The sequence below is a fragment of the Sorangium sp. So ce394 genome, assembly GCF_051474665.1.
GTDB lineage: Bacteria > Myxococcota_A > Polyangia > Polyangiales > Polyangiaceae > Sorangium > Sorangium cellulosum_D.
The window spans coordinates 3,376,251-3,394,273 of sequence record NZ_CP150339.1 but is presented as its reverse complement, the minus strand read 5'-3'; the positions used below and the strand labels follow the sequence as shown (position 1 = coordinate 3,394,273).

The following is an 18,023-nucleotide window of genomic DNA, read 5'->3' as shown; positions in this document are numbered from 1 at the left end:
CATCCGGTGCCGTATTGAAATCTCCAGGGCCGTGCTCTAGGTCCAAACGGCAGCATGTGGAGCGCACCCGCCAGGGACCGGCGGCAAAGAAACGAGGGCTGTCATGAGTAGCCGCGCACAGGTGCTGTTTCAGGTGGGCGCGTGGGCGTGGGTCGTCACCGGGATCGGGCACCTCGCGATCACCGCGCTGCCGCTCGGTCGCCGCGCGGCGCCCGCCGCGGAGACCGCGGTCCTGGACGCGATGCGGGCGCACCGGATGTCCATGATGGGGCTGTCGCGCGACCTGCTCGGCCTCTTCAGGGGGTTCAGCGTGGCCATGGGCCTGGTGCTCGCGCTGCACGGCGCCGTCTGCGTGCTCGCCGCGCCCGCCCTCGCCGCGCTCCCTGCTGTCGTGCGCTGTAAGCGCCCGGCCAAGGGCATCGTGACGGTCCGAGCGGCGCCGGTTGCCCGCGGCCGGTTCCACCTCGCCCGCGACCTGCCTAAGGGCGCGACCCACGTCGAGGTCGAGGCGGCCGAGCGGTCCCTGATGCTCGAGGGGCTCGACCTGTCCCAGGCCGTACGGCGCAAGCGCTGGAGACCCGGCGTGAGAAAGATCGACGCGTCGAAGCAAAGCTTGAGGGATGCGCGCGGGCTCGATATCCAGCGCGCCCCGTGACCCTTCCTCCGCAGTCCCAGGCAGCGCTCCCCGCCGATCTGGCGGATGTGCGACGTAAGCTCGAGCAGCTCGCGGCAGAGCAGCGCGTCCCTGAGCTCATCGAGCTGGTGCTCGGTCTTCTCATCCAGCTGCGCGACAAGAACACGGCGCTGTCGGCGAAGCTCGCGAGCGCGCTGCGCGAGCTGTACGGCCGCAAGAGCCAGAAGATCTCCACCGAGCAGCTGATGCTGCTGTTCGGCGAGCTCGGGGCCGAGGCGCCGCAGGGGACAGCTGATCCTTCGCCCTCGCCACAACCAGGACAGGGGTTTGTGCCGCAACCTCCTGAGCCGCCGAAGCCGCCGCGAGGACGGGGCGGGCGCGCTCCGCTGCCCGCACACCTACCGCGCGAAACGCGCGTTGTGCCCGTCGCCGAAGAGGAGCGGACGTGCCCGCAGTGCGGCGCGGAAAAGAAGTGCATCGGTCATCGGACGAGCGAGGTGCTCGAGTTTGTCCCGGCTCAGTTCCGGGTCATCGAGGAGCAGAGGGAGAAGCTCGCGTGTCCACGCTGCCCCGAGCAGGGCGTGACGACGGCGGACAGCGAGAAGGTGATGGATCGCGGACGCCCGGGGCCAGGGCTGCTCGCCAGCATCATCGTCGAGAAGTTCGAGGACTCGATGCCGCTGTACCGGCAGGCGCAGCAGTACGCTCGCTTCGGCGTGTCGCTCTCCCCGTCGACACTGGGAGACTGGTCGGCCTTCGCGCTCGACGTGCTCGCTCCCGTGGCCGAGAGGATTGAGGAGCGTGTGCTGGGCTCGTGCTACCTGCGCGCCGACGATACGGGGATGCGCGTGCTGGATCGGGATCATCCGGCGGGGGTCAAGCGAGGTCACATCTGGGCCTTCGTCGGAGCGGACCTCGTAGCATTCCTGTATGCGCCGGACTGGAGGGCGAAGCATCCAGCAGAGCTGCTGCAGAGCTTCACCGGCTACCTCCAGGGCGACGGCTACGCGGGCTACGGCGCGATGCTCCGTGGAGACGACCGCGGCGAGGCAATCGTGCCCGAAGAGCGCCGGCTCGGCTGCGGGATGCACATCCGCGCGAAGTTCGAGAAGGCGGCCAAGGGCGGCGACGCGCGAGCCGCGGTGGCGCTCTCGTACTTCAAGGCCATCTACCGCATCGAGGCGGCCTGCAAAGACGAGGCATTGTCCGCTGAGGCGCGTGGGACGCGCAGGCAAGAGCTGTCGCTCGCCCTCGTCGACGAGCTCTACCAGTGGGTTCACGAGCTGCATCTGGGGCTCGTACCCGGCACGCCGCTGTACGTCGCAACTCAGTATGCCATCAACCAGGAGGCTGGGTGGCGGCGCTGCTTCACCGAGGGCCGTTTCGAGATCGATAACGGTGAGGTCGAGCGGCAGCTAAGGCGTGTCGCTCTCGGAAGAAAGAACTACTTATTCGCGGGCTCCGACAAGGGAGCTCAGCGACTGGCCATCGGCTATACGATCTTCGGCTCGTGTCGGATGCACGGAGCCAACCCGCTCGCCTGGGCGACGGACGTGATCGGCAGGTTGCAGGCGGGCTGGCCGCGCGAACGGCTCGATGAACTGCTGCCCGACGCGTGGGCGAGCTCGGCGCGCACTGCCCCGACCGACGGCGACGCCGACGCGATCTGAACAGAACAACGCGGACCTCGTGGCGACGCGGGCGCAGGCCGCCTCGGCGGGCACCGTTCCAGGCCCGCCCGGGGCCGTGGGTCGACGCGGCCCCGCGTCCAGTCTCGTCGACCCTGACGAGCGCCGCAATGGGCCGCGCCCATGGCGATGGTCGGCCGGTTACGCTCCACCGTCCTGCGCACGGCGCTGGACATGGCCGCCCACAGCTTCGTCCTGGCCCACAACCACCCCAGCGGTGACCCGACGCCGACCCGCGAGGACGAAGCGATGACCCTGGAGCTGCGCCACCTCGGCTCGGAGCTGCACGTCCCGCTCACCGCCCACGTCATCGTCACCCCCAGCGGCCGCTACGCCGCCGTCCACGAGTAGGCCCTCGCGGGGCGCAGCGCCCCGCCCCGTCGCCGGCGCGCTGCGCCCCTGCGGCGGGGCGTCCCGCCCCCGCGCATCCAGCCGAAAGCCTCCCGCACAGCGCCCCAGCCGGCAGCCCGCCGCGCGTTCGCTCTCGTCATCGCGCCTGGCCGGGGAGGAGCCAGGGTGCTCCTCGTGCTAGGCTCGACGGCGAAGCGGGCTCGCCTCCCGCGTCCACCCCAGCGCGATGTCGACCGCCACCGTCACCCTCGCTCTCCCCGAAGCGCTCTACCAGCGACTGAAGGGGACTGCGCTCGCGACCCGACAGCCGCTCGAAGCCGTGATGCTGCGGGCGCTCAGCCTCGGCAGCCCTCCCGCCTGGGACGACGCGCCCCCGGAGTTCCAGGTCGACCTCGCCTGCCTGGACAAGATGGACGACCAGGCGCTCTGGCAGATCGCAAAGAGCCACAGGTCCGAAGCAGAGCTCGCGCGCTACGACGAGCTGCTCGACCGGAACACCCAGGGGCTCCTCACGCCGGCCGAGCGCATCGAGCTCGAGCGTCTTCGCCACGAGAGCGACCTGTTCATGCTCCGCAAGGCGCACGCTGCGGCGCTCCTGCGATGGCGCGGGCACGCGATCGCTTCTCCGTAGCGCGCGCCCTCCACGAGAAGGAAGACGGACTGAGGTCTCAACCTACGTCTCCGAGCTGCTCCGTTCTCGTATCGAGGAGGCCGATCGGCGCCGCTGTCAATACTGCCTGACAAGCGAGGCCAATAGCGGAATTCCCCTGACTTACGATCACATCACGCCAATCTCGAAGGGCGGGCCGACCTCGTTCGAAAACGTATGCCTCGCATGCCGCCCATGCAACGAGTTCAAGACAGGCGCCACGGAGTCGGTCGACCCGCTGACGGGAGAAGTCGTGCCGCTCTTCAATCCCCGCCTCCATCGCTGGAGCGATCACTTCACGTGGAGCGTCGACGCAACCAGGGTAGAGGGCGTGACGCCGTCCGGTAGAGCAACGGTCATCGCGCTCCGGATGAACCGCCCGACGATCGTCGCCGCACGTCGGCGCTGGGCCGAGGTGGGCTGGCACCCGCCCGCTTAGAGCTGGCTACCCCTTCATCGCTCGGCGGAGCTGCACGTCCCGCTCACCTCCCACGTCATCGTCACGCCCAGCGGCCGATACGCCGCCCTGCGCCGGCCCCAAGCCTCGCCCCTCGATAAATCCCATATCGATCATCAACGGAAACATCGCCGAAACGCAGCCCCGTCTACATTCCGTGGCACGTCGAGGGAGCTCGATCGCTCCGGCACACGCCGGGGGCTCCGTGCGCTCTGCCGCCCAGGCCGCGCCGGCCAGCGCGGCGCGGCCGGCCAGGGGCGGGCGCGCCGAGCTCGAGCCCTCTCGCCAGTCACGTCTTCACGGAGGAAAGCCAAGCTTATGTCCTATTTGGCGCCGACAGAATTTGTCACCAAGATGGTCGACGCGGGCGAATCCAAGGTCTTCATGTCGACCCGGGACACGTTGATCCGAGCCTACATGGCCGGCGCGATGCTCGCGCTCGCCGCCGTCTTCGCGGTGATGGTCACCCAGCAGACGGGCTACCCGATCATCGGCGCGATGCTGTTCCCGGTCGGCTTCTGCATGCTGTACCTGCTGGGCTTCGATCTGCTCACGGGCGTGTTCGTGCTGGCGCCGCTGGCGCTGATCGATCGCCGCAAGGGCGTCACCCTGGGCGGCGTCCTGCGCAATTGGGGCCTGGTCTTCGCGGGCAACTTCGCCGGCGCCTTCACCGTCGCCGTGATGATGGCGATCGTCTTCACCTTCGGCTTCTCCACGGAGCCGAGCGCCGTCGGCAAGGCCATCTCCGGCATCGGCGAGGCGCGCACGCTCGGCTACAAGGAGTATGGCGCCGCCGGCATGCTGACGCTCTTCGTGCGCGGCGTGCTCTGCAACTGGATGGTCTCGACCGGCGTGGTCGGCGCGATGATCTCCAACACCGTCGGCGGCAAGGTGACGGCGATGTGGATGCCCATCATGCTGTTCTTCGCGATGACGTTCGAGCACTCCGTGGTGAACATGTTCCTGTTCCCGTCGGCCATGCTCATGGGCGGCAACTTCTCGATCATGGACTACATCGTGTGGAACGAGATCCCGACCGTCGTCGGCAACATGCTCGGCGGCATCACCTTCACGGGCCTCACCCTGTACGCCACCCACCTAAAGACCGCCCCCAAGCTCGTCCCCGCCGCCAGGGAGCGCGAGCTCCCCGCCGAGCCGCTCCGCGCCTCCACCAGCTCCGCCGCCTGACGCACCCGCGAGCAAGCGGCCCTCGCGCTCGGGGCCATCGCGGTGCGCACCGGCGGCGGCACGAGCTACACGCTGCGCATCCCGCACCGCGCCGAGCACGACGACGGCGCGAAGCTCGAGATCGAGAGCGGCAACGAGCCGCCGCCGCAGATCTGCTTTCGCTCGTACGCGCTACCAGCGCCGCTTCCTCGAGCTGACCCCGAAGCCGGCCAAGGCCGCGTAGATCCGCTTCCTGATTGAAGGCCGCGTACTCGGGTCCAGAGCTCCTTCTGCGGGGCCGCGGCGAGGGCGGGTTCGTCGTGGTGGATCAGCACCATGAATCGCATGTCGTTGGCTCCTCCGGCGCGCCATCTGCGCCTCGTCGTGTATCGCGTCGGCCTCCGATCGTGCGACACGAGCACACCTTGTCGGCAGAATCTCCTCTGCGCCCGCAACAGAGATCCCGGCACACGGAAGGGCGCATGTATCCCACCGTATTTCGTCTTTCCGCTGCGCATCGACGGTTGTTCGATCGCTGGTTGATCACTCGAAGCGGGCCCCCCTTGACCTGGCGTGCGCCGCCGCGTAACCATCGCCTCCGGTGGCTCCCGAGTGGAGCGTGGGCTCTCCAGGAGATGGTCATGCAAATGTATTACTTGATCCCGCTCGTGTTGATAGCGGCTGGTTTCGCGTACTCGATGTACGTCCGCCAGAAGGTCATGGCCGAGGCCGCCAACATGACCCCGGAGCAGATCGAGCAACAATTCAGCGACCTGTACGCCCCGTATTACGAGCTCCAGCCCGGCGAGCGCATCATCGGCAACTGGAGCGGAGTCGAGTACCAGGCGCCCGCCGGCACGGCCCGCCGCGTCGCCGGCGGAGTCCTCAACGCCGCATCTGCCGCCGTGATCGGCGTCTCCACCTACGTTCCCAACGTCCACGTCGGCCTCACCAACACGGGCCGCGTCCTCGTCTCTCGCGAGTACAGCGACTTCGGCAAACGCGGCAACTACAGGCACCACGCCGCCCTCGATCAGGGCACCCGCGCCTTCAACCAAGACGCGACGTATCCCGGCCAAGACATCGGCTCCCGCCCCGGCAACCCCTTCAACCCTCTCGTGAGCCTCGAGTTCATCCAGCTCCGTTCGCCGAGCGGCGACATCTACGAAGCTTGGCTGTCCCCGCAGGGCAGCCGCCAAGGCCAGCACGGGTTCAGCTCGATCTTGCAGTCGCTCGGTTGAGCGCAGCGAGCGGGGCGACGCTGACCAGACCACGCATCCCGTTTCACCTGGCCGGCTCCACTCGATTTCGTCGGTCCGGTTGACCCCAATCAGCCAGCGCTCGAGCGTCGGCAACCGCTCGATCAGCGACTCGTTCGCCCGCTCCAGCACCGCCCGCGCCAGCTTCGCCTGGCGCACGCTCCTCCCGGCCAGGTTCGTGTCGGCGCGGCTGGCCGAGCTCCCCGCGGTCGACCCTCATCGCCTCTCCGCCCTCGCCAGCGGCGACCCGACGTCGAAGGCCCCTTCTACGGCCCAGTCGCCGTGAAACCAATTGACGCGCGACAGCGCCGGGGGTACGACAAGCCCACCATGCCGTCTGTCCACCTGACGCGCCACCTCTACACCTTCTTCCCGCACCTCGAAGGTCAAACCATCGTCGTCGCGGCGTCGACAGCGGGTGAGGTCGTCGCGGCGCTGGAGAGGCTCGCGCCCGGCATCGGCTTCTACATCTGCGACGAGCGCGGCCGCTTGCGGACGCACGTCAACATCTTCGTCGGCAAGCAGATGATCCGCGACCGTAAGGGGCTCACGGACGCAGTCGCTGCCGACGACGAGGTCCACATTCTGCAAGCGTTGAGCGGAGGATGAGATGGCAAGTCGTATCCTGTTAGGCACGCGCAAAGGTACGTTTGTCGTCGAGAAGCAGAGCGGCTCGTGGAAGCCGCGCCTCGCGGGCCATGCCGGCGGCGGCGTGAACTATGTCGCGCGCGACCCCTATACGGGCAAGCTCTGGGCGCTGCTCGGCTTCGGCCACTGGGGAGCCAAGCTGTCCGTCTCCACCGACGAGGGCGAGACCTGGAATGACAACCCCGCCCAGATCAAGTACCCCGAGGGCGCTCGCTACATCGGCCAGGACATGTACGAAGACGCAGGCAGCGAGTTCGGTGCCGGCTTCAAGATCGTCACGCGCCCGGCCACGGTGCAGAAGCTCTGGATCATCGGCTTCGGCCCCGGCGGCGCGGTCTACGTGGGCACCATCCCTGGTGGCTTGTTCGTCAGCCGCGACGGCGGCGGCTCCTTCGAGCTCAACCGGCCGCTCTGGAACCACGAGTCACGCGGCGGCGATCTCTTCACCGGCGAGGGCAGAGGCGAGACGAAATGGTTCGGCACGCCGGCCTCCGAGGGGGGCGATTTCGCCCCGGGCATCCACTCCATCGTGGTGGACCCGCGCAACCCGAAGCGAATGCTCGTGGCCGTGTCCACGGCCGGCGTCATCGAAACCGAGGACGGCGGAGAGAGCTGGCGACCGCGCAACAAGGGCATGCTGCTCGATCACACGCCCGAGCCAGACGCCGAGTGGGGCCACGATACGCATTACATCGAGCAATGCGAGGGCGATCCCGACCATGTCTGGCAGCAGAATCACGTGGGTATCTACTACAGCAGCGACGGCGCGAAGAGCTGGCGCAAGGTGAGCCGCCCAGAACAAGGCGTGCACTTCGGCTTCCCCATCACCGCGGACGCGAAGGACGGACGCACGGCGTGGGTCGTGCCCGGAAAGTCGGATATGCAGCGAATGACCGTCGACGGCGCGCTCTTCGTGGCCCGCACGACGGACGGCGGTGAGACCTGGGCGCAGCTCCGCCGCGGTCTGCCCCAGGAGCAAGCCTACGACGTCATCTACCGCCACGCGCTCGCCAACAAGGACGGGGCCGTGGCTTTCGGCACCACCACGGGCAACCTCTACGTGAGCGATGACGGCGGAGAGGGGTGGACGGCGGTCGCCAACAACCTGCCGCCCATCTATTCAGTACGCTTCGCCTGACAGGTGGTTGCTCGGGGGAAGCGAAACGGTCTACCCTCGTTCCGCGACAGCGTTCGGCGCGCGCTCGAGGGGAAAGTCGCGTAGAGCCGCTTCAGCCCTTCACCTTCGCGCACGTCGCTTCCGCGCGCGGATGAGCAGCCGATCAAGCAGTCAACCAGGCGCGACGCCGCGGGCAGCGCCGGCGACGGTGGGGAGCCCGGCGCACCAGTCGAGCACCTCGGAGAACCGGCGAGCGACAAGGACGCCGAAGAGCGGATGGCGCGCGAGCTTGGCCTGGGTGGTCGCCGGGCTCGAGAGGCCGCAGAGGAAGCGCGCCGCCTGGCGAGGGTGACCCAGGGCGGCCCCGTGCGCCGCGCGCAGCGCCGTGAACGCGGCGACGTCGAGCCCCGCCGGCATCGGCGGCGCGCGCGGCGGCTCCGGCAGCCTCAGGGCGACCCGCGTGCGGCAGAAGGTGCAACGCCCGCACGCGGCGTCGAGGCGCTCGCCGAAGTACTCGGCGAGGGCGGCGGCGTGACAGCGCTCCGCGGTGAACAGCTCGATCACCTGCCGCACGCGCGCGATCTCCGCGTCCTCGCGCCGCGCGAACCGCGCGAGGAGCTCGCCGACGAGGGCGGGCGCGTCGTCCGGCGGCGCGACGCGCACGAAGCGGTGCCGCAGGTCCGACGCCTTGAGCTCCGCGAGCCCCTGCCGCTCGAGGTACTCGAGCGCGCGCACCACCCGCTCGCGCGGCTGGTCCAGCGCCGCGGCGGCGGCGGCCGGATCGATCGCGTACAGGACTCGCCCCTTCTTCGCATGGCCGAAGAGCGCCTCGAGGAACCGCGCCGGCTCGCCCTTCACCGTCGCGACGACCTCCTCGAGCTTGCGGTGGAGCCGCACCTCGTAGCCGGCGTAGAACGGCGTGAGCTGCCGGACCGCGCCCATCAGCTCGAGGTAGGTCAGCGCGGTGCGGAGCACGAGCGGCCGGACGTCGTGGCGCGCCGACAGCGCGTGCAGGCCGATCTCCACCTGGGGCGCGTCGAGCACGGCGCCGACCACCCCGTGGAGCGCCTCCGCGGTCGGCGTATCGCCGTAAGCGAAGTTCTCGAGGACCGGCAGATCGTCGCCGCACACGAAGAGCTCGACCGCCGAGGGCGCCTGATCCCTGCCCGCGCGGCCGATCTCCTGGCTGTAACTCTCGAGGCTCTTCGGGAGATTGTAATGGTCGACATAACGCACGTCGGCCTTGTCGATCCCCATCCCGAACGCAATGGTTGCGACCACGACGCCGCGGTCGCTCTGCATCCAGTCGTCCTGCACGCGCGCGCGCTCCTCCGCGTCCATCCCGGCGTGGTAGGCGCGCGCCAGAAGCCCCGCCGAAGCGAGCTGCTCGGCCACGTGCTCGGCGGTCTTCTGGAGCGTGACGTACACGATGGTGGAGCCGGGCGGCCGGGATCTCAGGCGCTCGATCAGGATCCGGTCGCGCGCGGGCGCGCTCACCGCCGTCGCGCGGATCTCGAGGTTCGGCCGGTAGAAGCCGGTGACGACCGCGTGCTCCTCGCGGATGCCGAACGTGGCGCAGACGTCGCGCACGACCCCGGGCGTCGCGGTGGCCGTCAGCGCGAGCACGCGCGGCACGCCGAGCGCCCGGGCGGTGTCCGCGAGCCTCAAGTAATCGGGGCGGAAGTTGTGCCCCCATTCCGAGATGCAGTGGGCCTCGTCCACCGCGAACAGGGCGATCTTCAGCTCTTTCAGCAGCGCCATGAAGCGCTCGCTCACGAACCGCTCGGGGGCGACATAGAGCAGCTTCGTCTTGCCCGAGCGCAGGTCCCGGTGCGCCTCCGCCGCGTCGTCGGCCGACAGCGACGAGTCGAGCCGGACCGCGGCGATGCCGCGCGCCGTGAGGAAATCGATCTGATCCTTCATCAGCGCGATCAGCGGAGAGATGACGATCGTGACCCCGTCGAGGAGCAGCGCGGGGAGCTGGTAGCAGAGCGATTTGCCGCCGCCCGTCGGGAAGACCGCGAGCGCGCTGTGGCCCGAGAGCAGGGCATCCATGACCGCGCGCTGGCCTGGGCGGAGATCGCGGAACCCGAACCGCGCCTCGAGCACGTCGAGCAGATCCGGGCGGGGGGGCGTCGGCTGGTCCAAGGGGCGCATCCTACACGTCCTGCGCGCCGAGGGGGGCTGCCCCGCTTCCGTGGACACCCCCGGAGGCACCGGGAGGCAGGGATTGGACGGAGAAACAGGAGGGCGCCCGAGCCCGGGCGGCGGCGGGCGGACGACCCGATCGGGGATCGGTGTAGACTGCGAGGCCGGAGCTGGGCGATGGGCGGCAAGCTGTTCAACCTACCGAGGATGCCCCGAGGCGAGTACCTGGCGATCGAGGCCGAGGTGCGGCGCTACCTCGACGTCAAGCTGCCGGGGCAGTACCGCATCCCGCGCTACTACGGCGACAAGCCGGACTTCGGGGACATGGATGTGATCGTCGCGTCGCGGCCGGACTGGGGCGAGGTGCGCGCCGAGATCGCGCGCGACCTCGGGGTCACGCAGACCAAGGCCGTGGGGCACGTGTTCTCGACGGTGTGCCGCGGGCTGCAGACCGATTTCTTCCCGGTGCCGGAGCGCTACCTCGACATCGCGTACAGCTTCATGTGCTTCAACGACGTGGGGAACTTCATCGGGCGGATCTGCCGGCGCTTCGACCTGAAGTACGGGGAGCGCGGGCTCGCCTACGTGTACCGGCGCGAGGGGGGCAATTACCGGGCAGACCTGGAGGTGACGCAGGATTTCGAGCGGATCTGCGGCTTCCTCGGGCTCGATCACGGGGCGTGGCAGGCGGGGTTCGCGTCGCTGCCGGCGGTGTTCGACTGGGTGATCGCGAGCCCTTATTTCTCGGTGGCGCCCTACCTCGACGATGGCGAGAGCCCGCTGCGGGAGCGCGCCGGCGTGCGGTCGACCGTGGCGCGGTTCATCGACTACCTGAGCGCCCGGGGGATCGACAAGCGGCCCACCCTCGGGGACCGGCGGTCGTACCTGCCCATGATCCTCGCCGCGTTCCCTGAGGCCGATCTCGGCGGGCAAATCGAGCGCGAGCGCGCCGCCGAGGCGCGGCGGGCGCAGATCGACGCGAAGTTCAGCGGGAAGCGGGTGATGCGGCTCGTGCCTGGGCTGGAGGGGAAGGCCCTCGGGGAGCTCATCACGCGGTTCAAGGGATCGTTCGACGACTTCGAGGGATGGGTGCTGGCGACGCCGGGGGAGGAGATCGACCGGCGCATCATCGAGCTCGCCGCGCTGCTTGACGCGGAGCTGCGTCGTCCCGGCTCCTGAGCGGCCCCGCCGCGCGAGCTCTGGTAGCGCTCCAATTTGCCCGGAGAGAGTTCACATGAAGGCGGGAAGGCAGGAAGATCATTGATCTTTTCTTCCCGCCTTCCCGCCTTCATGTTCAATTTCGAGCTCGCCGGGCCGCCTCAGGCCCTCGCGCGCAGCAGCCGCCCGTGTCCGCGGCGCGTCCCCACCTCGGGCAGCACCTGCCCGTCCTGCACCGCGAGGCGGCCATTCACCAGCACCGCGCGCACCGCGCGATCGTTCCTGCGCACCAGCCGCACGACGCCATCGAAGCCCTCGACCGGCGCCTCCGCGACCCGATCCACCTCGCCGTCGATGCCCTCGGGATCGAGCACCACCACGTCGGCCCGCCCGCCGACCTCCAGCCTGCCCGCGTCGATCCCGAGCCAGTCGCCGATCTCCGCGGTGAGGCGCTGGATCGCGCGCTCGACCGGCATGATCGCGCGGCCCTCACGGGCGGCGTCCTTGACCAGCCGGAGCATGCGTAGCGGGAAATTGTAATGCGCCATCTGGCGGAGGTGCGCCCCGGCGTCGGAGAAGCCGATGAGCGCGTCGGGGTGCCGGACGATCTCCTCCAGCGGCCCGGGCCGATCGTTGCCCATGACGGTGTACCAGCGGAGCGCCGGGCCGTGCTGCGCCACGAGGTCGAGGAAGACATCGACGACATCGCGCCCCTCCTCCTCGGCGACGCGGGCAAACGACTTGCCCACGAGGCGCTCGTCCGGACAGCGCAGGATCTCCGACTGGTTGAAGTCGCGATGAAATAGCTTGGGCAGGAGCCTCGACCGCCACTCCGCTCGGAACCGCGCCCGGTACGCGGGGTCGCCGAGCAGCCGGGCGCGGGCCGCGGGGTCGTCGAGGTGCAGCGCCGCCGCGCCGGCGCCGAACTCCTCGAACACGACGAGATCGATGCCGTCGGCCCAGAGGTCGAACACCTCGGGCAGCGCCTGGAGCCGGAAGTCGGCGCCGAGCCAGGTGTTCGCGAGCCGCGCGGCGAGGCCGACGAGGCGGTAGACCAGCCGGTCCGCGCGCAGGTCGATGAGGGAGATGATCGTCGTCTTGAGCGGGGCGCGCACGAGGCCGGCGCTCTCCAGCAGAAAACGGAGGATGTTCACCTTGGTCGCCGCGTCGGGCACGCCCTGGAAGACGCGCCCGCGCTCGCGCAGCAGGCCGCAGAGCCTGTGGACCTCCGACCAGCGCGCGTAGGTGGACGGCAGCGGGCGGCTGCGGATCGGCCGGCTGCCGCCGATCTTGTCCCATTTGAGCGTCATCACGCTCATGCCGAGGTAGCCCGCGTCGAGCGCCTCCCGCAGGATACCCTCCATCCGCGCGAGCTCGCCCTCCGTCGGCCGCGCGGTCCGGTCGAGCGAGCGCTCGATGCCCATCACGTGCGCTCGCATCGCCGAGTGCCCGAGGAAGGAGCTCACGTTGGGCCCGAGAGGCAGGCTGTCGAGGTGCTCGAAGTAGTCGGTGACCGTGCTCCAGGTCTTCCGCTGCTCGAGCATCCGCCGGACCACGTCGTACGGGATCGCCTCGACACGGCAGAACTGGTCCGCGAGATCCTCCGGCGTGCCGATCGCGAGGCTCAGGCTGCAGCTGCCGAAGACCACGGTGGTGACGCCGTGGCGCAGCGACTCGGAGAGGGACGGCGCGAGCTCGACCTCGGCGTCGTAATGGGTGTGCAGATCGATGAACCCCGGGGTCACCCAGCACCCCGCGGCGTCGAGCACCCGAGTCCCGGGCCCGCGCGGCAGGGGCGCCTCGCTGATGGCGACCACCCGCCCGCCGCGGACGCCGAGGTGCCGCGGCGCGGGCGGGGAGCCCGTCCCGTCGAAGAAGAGGCCATTCTCGATCGTCACGTCGAAGGGCGCGCTCATCCGATCGAGGCTATCACGGAGCGCGCCGGCGCCGCGGCGGGAGGGGCGCGCCGCGCTCCGGTTCGATCGCGGTGGCCCGGGTCAGGCCGAGTCCGCCTCCGACGAACAACGGCGGGGCCATTCCACGGCGGCGTCGCGCGTGGCGAATACCGTGTAGGACGCGCCGCGATGCTCCTCGGCCAGCATCGCCAGTTTTCCAGGAGGGATGCGGACCGCGTAAGGTTTCCTGTGTCAACCAGCGCGTGCGGCGTCGCTGTACGGTGGGACCGGCGATGATGCGCGCCCTTCACCGCGGGCGGCGCGGCGGAGGGCGACCCGTGGACCACACCGGCGCCGACCTGGGCGGCGAAACAGGCGGAAACCATCAAGACCGCTACTTTTCAGGCGATCGCTCGTCATCGACCGGTTCTTCTGGCGAGACGATTCGGCGGGGGCGAACCGCCGCTATCCGTCGGATCCCCGGGGACTATGGGAGTGCGTGACGACGGATCGCACCCCCTCGGGGGGATGGATCCAACCCGTCCCAACTCTCGAGCCCCGGAATGCCGCCGGGTTGCGGGGCCCTGTTGGCTTCGAGCGGCGCCTCCGTTGCTTCTGCTGGACCGGGTGGCGTGCGCGAAGACCTGGGCGGGAGTGACCGTGGCGGCGACCGGCTCGGTGCCGGGCACTCCGAAATCGACCTTGTGCAAAAACGCAATTGCTTGACAGTCCCCCCGCACAGACCAAGCTCCGGACTTCCAGGAAACCCGGGGGGGTGCAGGATGTACATAAATCGACGCGAACGATCTCTTGTCCCGCTTTTTCTTGTGGCAGTTGGTTGCGGGAACGTCGTACAGGAGGACGAAGAAGCCCAGGAGGTGTCCGCTCCGCTCACCGCGAGCATCGGTCCGACGGCGGACACCTACGTTCAGTCAGGCGCGTTCGCGAATACGAACTTCGGAACGGCCACCACCCTACAGACGGATCGCAACGACGGGGGCACCTACAAGGAGGCTTTCCTGCGCTTCTCGATCGGCGCGGTCGGAACCATCACGCGCGCGCGCCTGCGGCTGTTCGTAACGAACGACGCCGCGAACAGCGCCGACATCGTCAGGGTGCCGTCGACGACCTGGGGTGAGACCACGACCACGTACAATAACCGGCCTGCCAAGGGCCCGATCCTCGGATCGATCTTGAGCTCGACCAATGGCACCTTCGTCGACGTGGACGTCACATCAGCGGTGAGCCCGAACAGCAGCGTGTCGTTTGCGATAGTGCCCCGCTCGTCAGACACCTTCTTCGTCAGATCGAGAGAAGCATCCTCGAATCGACCCCAGCTCATCATCGATACGACGACCCCAGGCGCAGGGCAAGGGCAGTGGTCCGCGCCCTTTTTCCTGGCTGCCGAGGGCGTCCACGCGCACATGCTCCCCAACGGCAAGCTGCTCTTCTTCCCGCACGGCGAGGACGCTGGGATGCAGGTCACCATCTGGGACCCGGTGGCCGGCAGCTACACCCCTGCTCCCAACATGCGGACCAACGTCGGTTGCTCGGGCCACGCCTTCCTCCCGGACGGCCGGCTGCTCGTCGCGGGAGGGGAGCCGCATGACATGATCGGAATGGGCACCGGGCTGCGCGACGCGAACATCTTCGATTACCGAGACAACAGCTGGACGCCTGTTCCCGACATGAACAATCCCCGCTGGTACGGGAACGTCACGACGCTCGCAAATGGCGATATGCTGGTCCTCACCGGGGACATGACGCTGGACGATGGAAACCCGATCCCCCAGGTATGGCAGACCAGCGGCGGCGGGTGGCGCACGCTCAGCGGCGCGTTCCGCAAGCTTCCGTCGTACTCGTTCACGCACCTCGCCCCCGACGGCCGCGTCGTCGTTACCGGACCCGAGCGCCACACGGTCCTCCTCAACACCGCGGGGACCGGCTCCTGGAGCAGCATCATCGCGTCCTACAACGCCACAATATTCCGCAGCTACGCCTCGTCGGTCATGTACGACGACGGCCGTGTCCTGGTCGTGGGCGGCGGCAATCCGCCGGTAGCGACGGCGGAGGTGCTCGACCTCAACGCGGCGACGCCGCGGTGGCGCAACGTCGCTCCGATGAGCGTCGCGCGACGGCACCACAACGCGACGTTGCTCCCGGACGGTCAGGTGCTGGTGACCGGAGGGACCAGCGCGTCAGGCTTCAACAACCCCGCGGGCGCCGTGCTCCCTGCCGAGATCTGGAACCCCGTCACCGAGGCATGGACGGTCGTCGCGAGCATGCAGATCCCGCGGCTCTATCACTCGACGGCCGTGCTGCTGCCGGACGGGCGGGTGGTCACCACGTCCGGGAAGGGCAGCGGCGACACCGTCGGAGAGGAGCGGCGCGAGACGGAGTTCTATTCCCCCGATTACCTGTCCCGCGGGCCGCGACCGACCATCTCTTCCGCGCCCACGAGCGTGAGCTACGGCCAGACGTTCTTTGTGGGAACACCGGACGCCTCGGCCATCAGCCGCGTCACGTGGATCCGGCTTCCGTCGGTCACGCACGCGTTCGACCAGAACCAACGAATGAACACGCTGAGCTTCTCGACCGCCACCGGCGGCCTCAACGTCACGGCCCCTTCAAATCGCAACGTCTGCCCGCCGGGCCACTATATGCTGTTCATCCTGAACAACCTCGGCGTCCCCGCGGTCGCTCGCATCGTCCAGATCCTCTGAGTGGCATCGCGACCCTTACGAGGAAGGTGGACACCACCGACTTCCTCGCGCGCGAGCTGTGGCGGTCGACGCTCGAATACCAGCTCTTTGACCCCGACTCGGTCGACGTCAAGCCGCTCATGAGCACCACCGTCCCGAGGCACGATCACCCGACGCTGCTCCTCGCCGGACGGCCGCGTCTACGTCACGGGCGGCAACCGGGTAGATCTCGCGCCGGAGAACGACGAACTCGGTGTACCCGTCCGGCAGGTCCACAAGCCGGCGTACATGCGCATGGGTTCGAGGCCGGTCATCGAGCGGGCCCCCGACAGGATCGCCTATGGCGCGGTTGATCGACACGGCGCACCTCCGTATGCTCGCGAGCTCCCGCCATGGCCGCCGATCCTCCTGCTCGACCGGGCGACGCGAGTCGTCGGCGCGCGCCGCGATTGACCGGTGGCCACCCCCTCGGCGCGCCCCGGCGCGTTCACCCTGCAAGGAGCTCTGGATGCGCCTCGGCGTGCGCCTGTCGTTGATGGCAACCCTCACGCTCTCGGCGGGCTGCGGCGCCGGCGAGGGCACGCCCGGCGCGGGCGGGGGCGGCGCGACCGCCGCGACGGGGACGGGCTCCTCGGGCGGCGGCGCGGGCGGGATGCAGTGCGAGGCCGTGCCCTGCGCCGCGGAGGCGCCCGGCGCCTGCGCCATGGGCTCGAGGGCGTGCGTCGATGGGCTCCCGACCGGGGAGTGCCTCCCCGCGGAGCCGCTGCCGTTCGGAAAGGCCGTCTGCGACGCGCCCGCGCTCGACCTCGACTGCGACGGCGACACGAGCGCCTGCGGCGAGCTGGCAGGGAGCGTGCTGATCGACAGCCAGGGCACGGAGCAGGTCGTCGTTCAGGACATCCGCCTCGACGGGTTTGGCTATGTCCACGTGATCGCCGACTTCGAGGGCGCCATCTCGTTCGAGGGCCAGTCCTATGCGGACGAGTACGGCGCGTTCTATGCGCGGCTCGGCCCGCTCCCGGGCCTGACCGTGGTGGATTTTCGGCCGCTCATCAGCACGTACAACTCCTTCCTGCACCTGCTCGACGCGAACGAGCAGGGCGAGGCGTTCGTCACCTTCTCCCTCGCCGCCGGCCCCGACGTGAGCACGACGTTCGGCGACACGGCCGTGACCGACGCCCCCAACCTGGCGCGGGTGACGCCGGGGCAGCCGCCCGTGTTCGTCGAGTTCGAGTCGCCGTTCGAGGCCGAGTCCCTGGCCGCAGGCGACTCGCGCTCGGTGTACGTGGGAGGCACGTACCAGTCCCCGAGCGGCGCCGCGATCTACCGCTACACGTCGGAGCTGACGATCGCCGCGTCGGCGGTCCCCACCGAAGCATGCGCGGATTCCTCCGGCGCGTCGTCGTTTCGCAGGTTGACCATGGGCTCGGACGGGCTTTACGCCGTCCTCGATTCAGCAGGGGACACCTGCGTGGGCACAGCCACGTTCGGGAGCGGGCGTCACCTCGTGAAGTACTCGGAAGACCTCGACGCCGTGCTCGCGCGTCGCCCGCTGAACGTGAGCGTCTCCGGGATGTCCGCGCGCCCTGACGGGGCGGGGGTGGTCGTCGCCGGGTACGCCCAGGCTGGCGCGATGATCGGCGGCCAGACCACGGCGGAGGACGGAGGGTTCGTCGCCTGGCTCGACGCGGACCTCGGCGACGACGCCACCCTGGTGAGCCTCCCCGACATGATGCCGAGCGCGGTGTCGGTCGCGCGCGACGGGCTCGTCACCGTGGCCGGCACGTGCACCGGGCAGCCCGCCTGGGGCGACTGCTTCGTCAACGCGGCGCTGCTCGTGCGGCTTGACCCGAGAGGCCAGGTGATCTGGTCCAAGGTGCTCGGCAAGAGCGGCGTCTCCGCGTCCGCGCAGGCCGTGGGGACCTCGGAGCGCTTCGTCGTCGCCAGCGGCGACTTCTCCGGATCCCCCTTCGAAGCCGTGGGTCTCAGCCCTCCTGCGGACGGCACCCGGGACGGGTTCCTGAGCGTCTTCAAGCGCTGAGCCGGTCGAGGGGTCCGCGTAAAAGCGCCGCGTAGCGGCGGCTCAGCCCTCGGCGTCCGCCCTCATCGCGAGTGGCCTTCGCCCGCTGAGCGGCGGGAGCTGGAGCTTC

The 18,023-nt window shown here is 69.4% G+C and carries 15 protein-coding genes and 1 pseudogene; 14 read left to right on the top strand and 2 right to left on the bottom strand.

The window, feature by feature from the left end; all coding sequences use genetic code 11:
• Positions 1-103: 103 nt before the first annotated feature.
• The 11 genes and pseudogenes from WMF33_RS12685 (at position 104) to WMF33_RS12635 (ending at position 7,991) form a co-directional block, all read left to right on the top strand.
• On the top strand, positions 104-655 hold the full coding sequence (locus tag WMF33_RS12685; protein WP_437337372.1) for an LIC_13387 family protein: 552 nt from the start codon (positions 104-106) through the stop codon (positions 653-655).
• Positions 652-2,304: an IS66 family transposase gene (gene tnpC, locus WMF33_RS12680; RefSeq protein ID WP_437337371.1), complete on the top strand. Its 1,653-nt coding sequence runs from the start codon at positions 652-654 to the stop codon at positions 2,302-2,304. Before WMF33_RS12685 ends, tnpC begins: the two co-directional genes overlap by 4 nt.
• Positions 2,305-2,466: 162 nt before the next feature.
• Positions 2,467-2,673: pseudogene (locus WMF33_RS12675) on the top strand (JAB domain-containing protein); the annotation flags it as partial.
• 226 nt (positions 2,674-2,899) lie between these two features.
• Positions 2,900-3,304, top strand: coding sequence for a hypothetical protein (locus WMF33_RS12670; RefSeq protein ID WP_437337370.1), 405 nt, complete (start codon positions 2,900-2,902; stop codon positions 3,302-3,304).
• Positions 3,258-3,761: an HNH endonuclease gene (locus WMF33_RS12665; protein ID WP_437339475.1), complete on the top strand. Its 504-nt coding sequence runs from the start codon at positions 3,258-3,260 to the stop codon at positions 3,759-3,761. Before WMF33_RS12670 ends, WMF33_RS12665 begins: the two co-directional genes overlap by 47 nt.
• A gap of 336 nt (positions 3,762-4,097) precedes the next feature.
• A complete protein-coding gene (locus WMF33_RS12660) occupies positions 4,098-4,967 on the top strand; it encodes a formate/nitrite transporter family protein (RefSeq protein ID WP_437337369.1) in 870 nt (289 codons plus the stop codon).
• A gap of 42 nt (positions 4,968-5,009) precedes the next feature.
• Positions 5,010-5,207, top strand: coding sequence for a hypothetical protein (locus tag WMF33_RS12655; protein WP_437337368.1), 198 nt, complete (start codon positions 5,010-5,012; stop codon positions 5,205-5,207).
• A 380-nt stretch (positions 5,208-5,587) separates the two neighbouring features.
• Entirely contained in the window at positions 5,588-6,187 is a 600-nt protein-coding gene (locus WMF33_RS12650) for a hypothetical protein (protein WP_437337367.1), read from the top strand.
• 79 nt (positions 6,188-6,266) lie between these two features.
• Positions 6,267-6,491: a hypothetical protein gene (locus WMF33_RS12645; protein WP_437337366.1), complete on the top strand. Its 225-nt coding sequence runs from the start codon at positions 6,267-6,269 to the stop codon at positions 6,489-6,491.
• A 44-nt stretch (positions 6,492-6,535) separates the two neighbouring features.
• On the top strand, positions 6,536-6,814 hold the full coding sequence (locus WMF33_RS12640; protein WP_207217829.1) for a MoaD/ThiS family protein: 279 nt from the start codon (positions 6,536-6,538) through the stop codon (positions 6,812-6,814).
• 1 nt (position 6,815) lies between these two features.
• On the top strand, positions 6,816-7,991 hold the full coding sequence (locus tag WMF33_RS12635) for a WD40/YVTN/BNR-like repeat-containing protein (RefSeq protein ID WP_437337365.1): 1,176 nt from the start codon (positions 6,816-6,818) through the stop codon (positions 7,989-7,991).
• Between the two features lie 150 nt (positions 7,992-8,141).
• On the opposite strand, the gene WMF33_RS12630 is transcribed toward WMF33_RS12635, so the two are convergent.
• Positions 8,142-10,118 carry a RecQ family ATP-dependent DNA helicase gene (locus WMF33_RS12630; RefSeq protein ID WP_437337364.1) on the bottom strand — a complete coding sequence of 659 codons (1,977 nt, stop codon included), beginning with the start codon at positions 10,116-10,118 and terminating at the stop codon, positions 8,142-8,144.
• 207 nt (positions 10,119-10,325) lie between these two features.
• Between WMF33_RS12630 and WMF33_RS12625 the strand changes: the two genes are divergently transcribed.
• Positions 10,326-11,297 (top strand): hypothetical protein, encoded by a 972-nt coding sequence (locus WMF33_RS12625; RefSeq protein WP_437337363.1) that lies wholly within the window; start codon positions 10,326-10,328, stop codon positions 11,295-11,297.
• Positions 11,298-11,437: 140 nt separating this feature from the next.
• On the opposite strand, the gene WMF33_RS12620 is transcribed toward WMF33_RS12625, so the two are convergent.
• Positions 11,438-13,192 carry an N-acyl-D-amino-acid deacylase family protein gene (locus WMF33_RS12620; RefSeq protein ID WP_437337362.1) on the bottom strand — a complete coding sequence of 585 codons (1,755 nt, stop codon included), beginning with the start codon at positions 13,190-13,192 and terminating at the stop codon, positions 11,438-11,440.
• Between the two features lie 857 nt (positions 13,193-14,049).
• On the opposite strand from WMF33_RS12620, the gene WMF33_RS12615 reads away from it, so the two are divergent.
• Both WMF33_RS12615 and WMF33_RS12610 read left to right on the top strand, forming a co-directional pair.
• On the top strand, positions 14,050-15,894 hold the full coding sequence (locus WMF33_RS12615) for a CBM96 family carbohydrate-binding protein (protein WP_437337361.1): 1,845 nt from the start codon (positions 14,050-14,052) through the stop codon (positions 15,892-15,894).
• Between the two features lie 487 nt (positions 15,895-16,381).
• A complete protein-coding gene (locus tag WMF33_RS12610; RefSeq protein ID WP_437337360.1) occupies positions 16,382-17,914 on the top strand; it encodes a hypothetical protein in 1,533 nt (510 codons plus the stop codon).
• Positions 17,915-18,023 lie beyond the last annotated feature (109 nt).

Bases quoted from the DNA above. Each gene is read 5' to 3' on its own strand.
- WMF33_RS12635 (WP_437337365.1), top strand. From the start codon at position 6,816: ATGGCAAGTCGTATCCTGTTAGGCACGCGCAAAGGTACGTTTGTCGTC.
- WMF33_RS12610 (WP_437337360.1), top strand. From the start codon at position 16,382: ATGCGCCTCGGCGTGCGCCTGTCGTTGATGGCAACCCTCACGCTCTCG.
- WMF33_RS12685 (WP_437337372.1), top strand. From the start codon at position 104: ATGAGTAGCCGCGCACAGGTGCTGTTTCAGGTGGGCGCGTGGGCGTGG.
- WMF33_RS12660 (WP_437337369.1), top strand. From the start codon at position 4,098: ATGTCCTATTTGGCGCCGACAGAATTTGTCACCAAGATGGTCGACGCG.
- WMF33_RS12670 (WP_437337370.1), top strand. From the start codon at position 2,900: ATGTCGACCGCCACCGTCACCCTCGCTCTCCCCGAAGCGCTCTACCAG.
- WMF33_RS12620 (WP_437337362.1), bottom strand. From the start codon at position 13,192: ATGAGCGCGCCCTTCGACGTGACGATCGAGAATGGCCTCTTCTTCGAC.
- WMF33_RS12625 (WP_437337363.1), top strand. From the start codon at position 10,326: ATGCCCCGAGGCGAGTACCTGGCGATCGAGGCCGAGGTGCGGCGCTAC.
- WMF33_RS12650 (WP_437337367.1), top strand. From the start codon at position 5,588: ATGCAAATGTATTACTTGATCCCGCTCGTGTTGATAGCGGCTGGTTTC.
- WMF33_RS12640 (WP_207217829.1), top strand. From the start codon at position 6,536: ATGCCGTCTGTCCACCTGACGCGCCACCTCTACACCTTCTTCCCGCAC.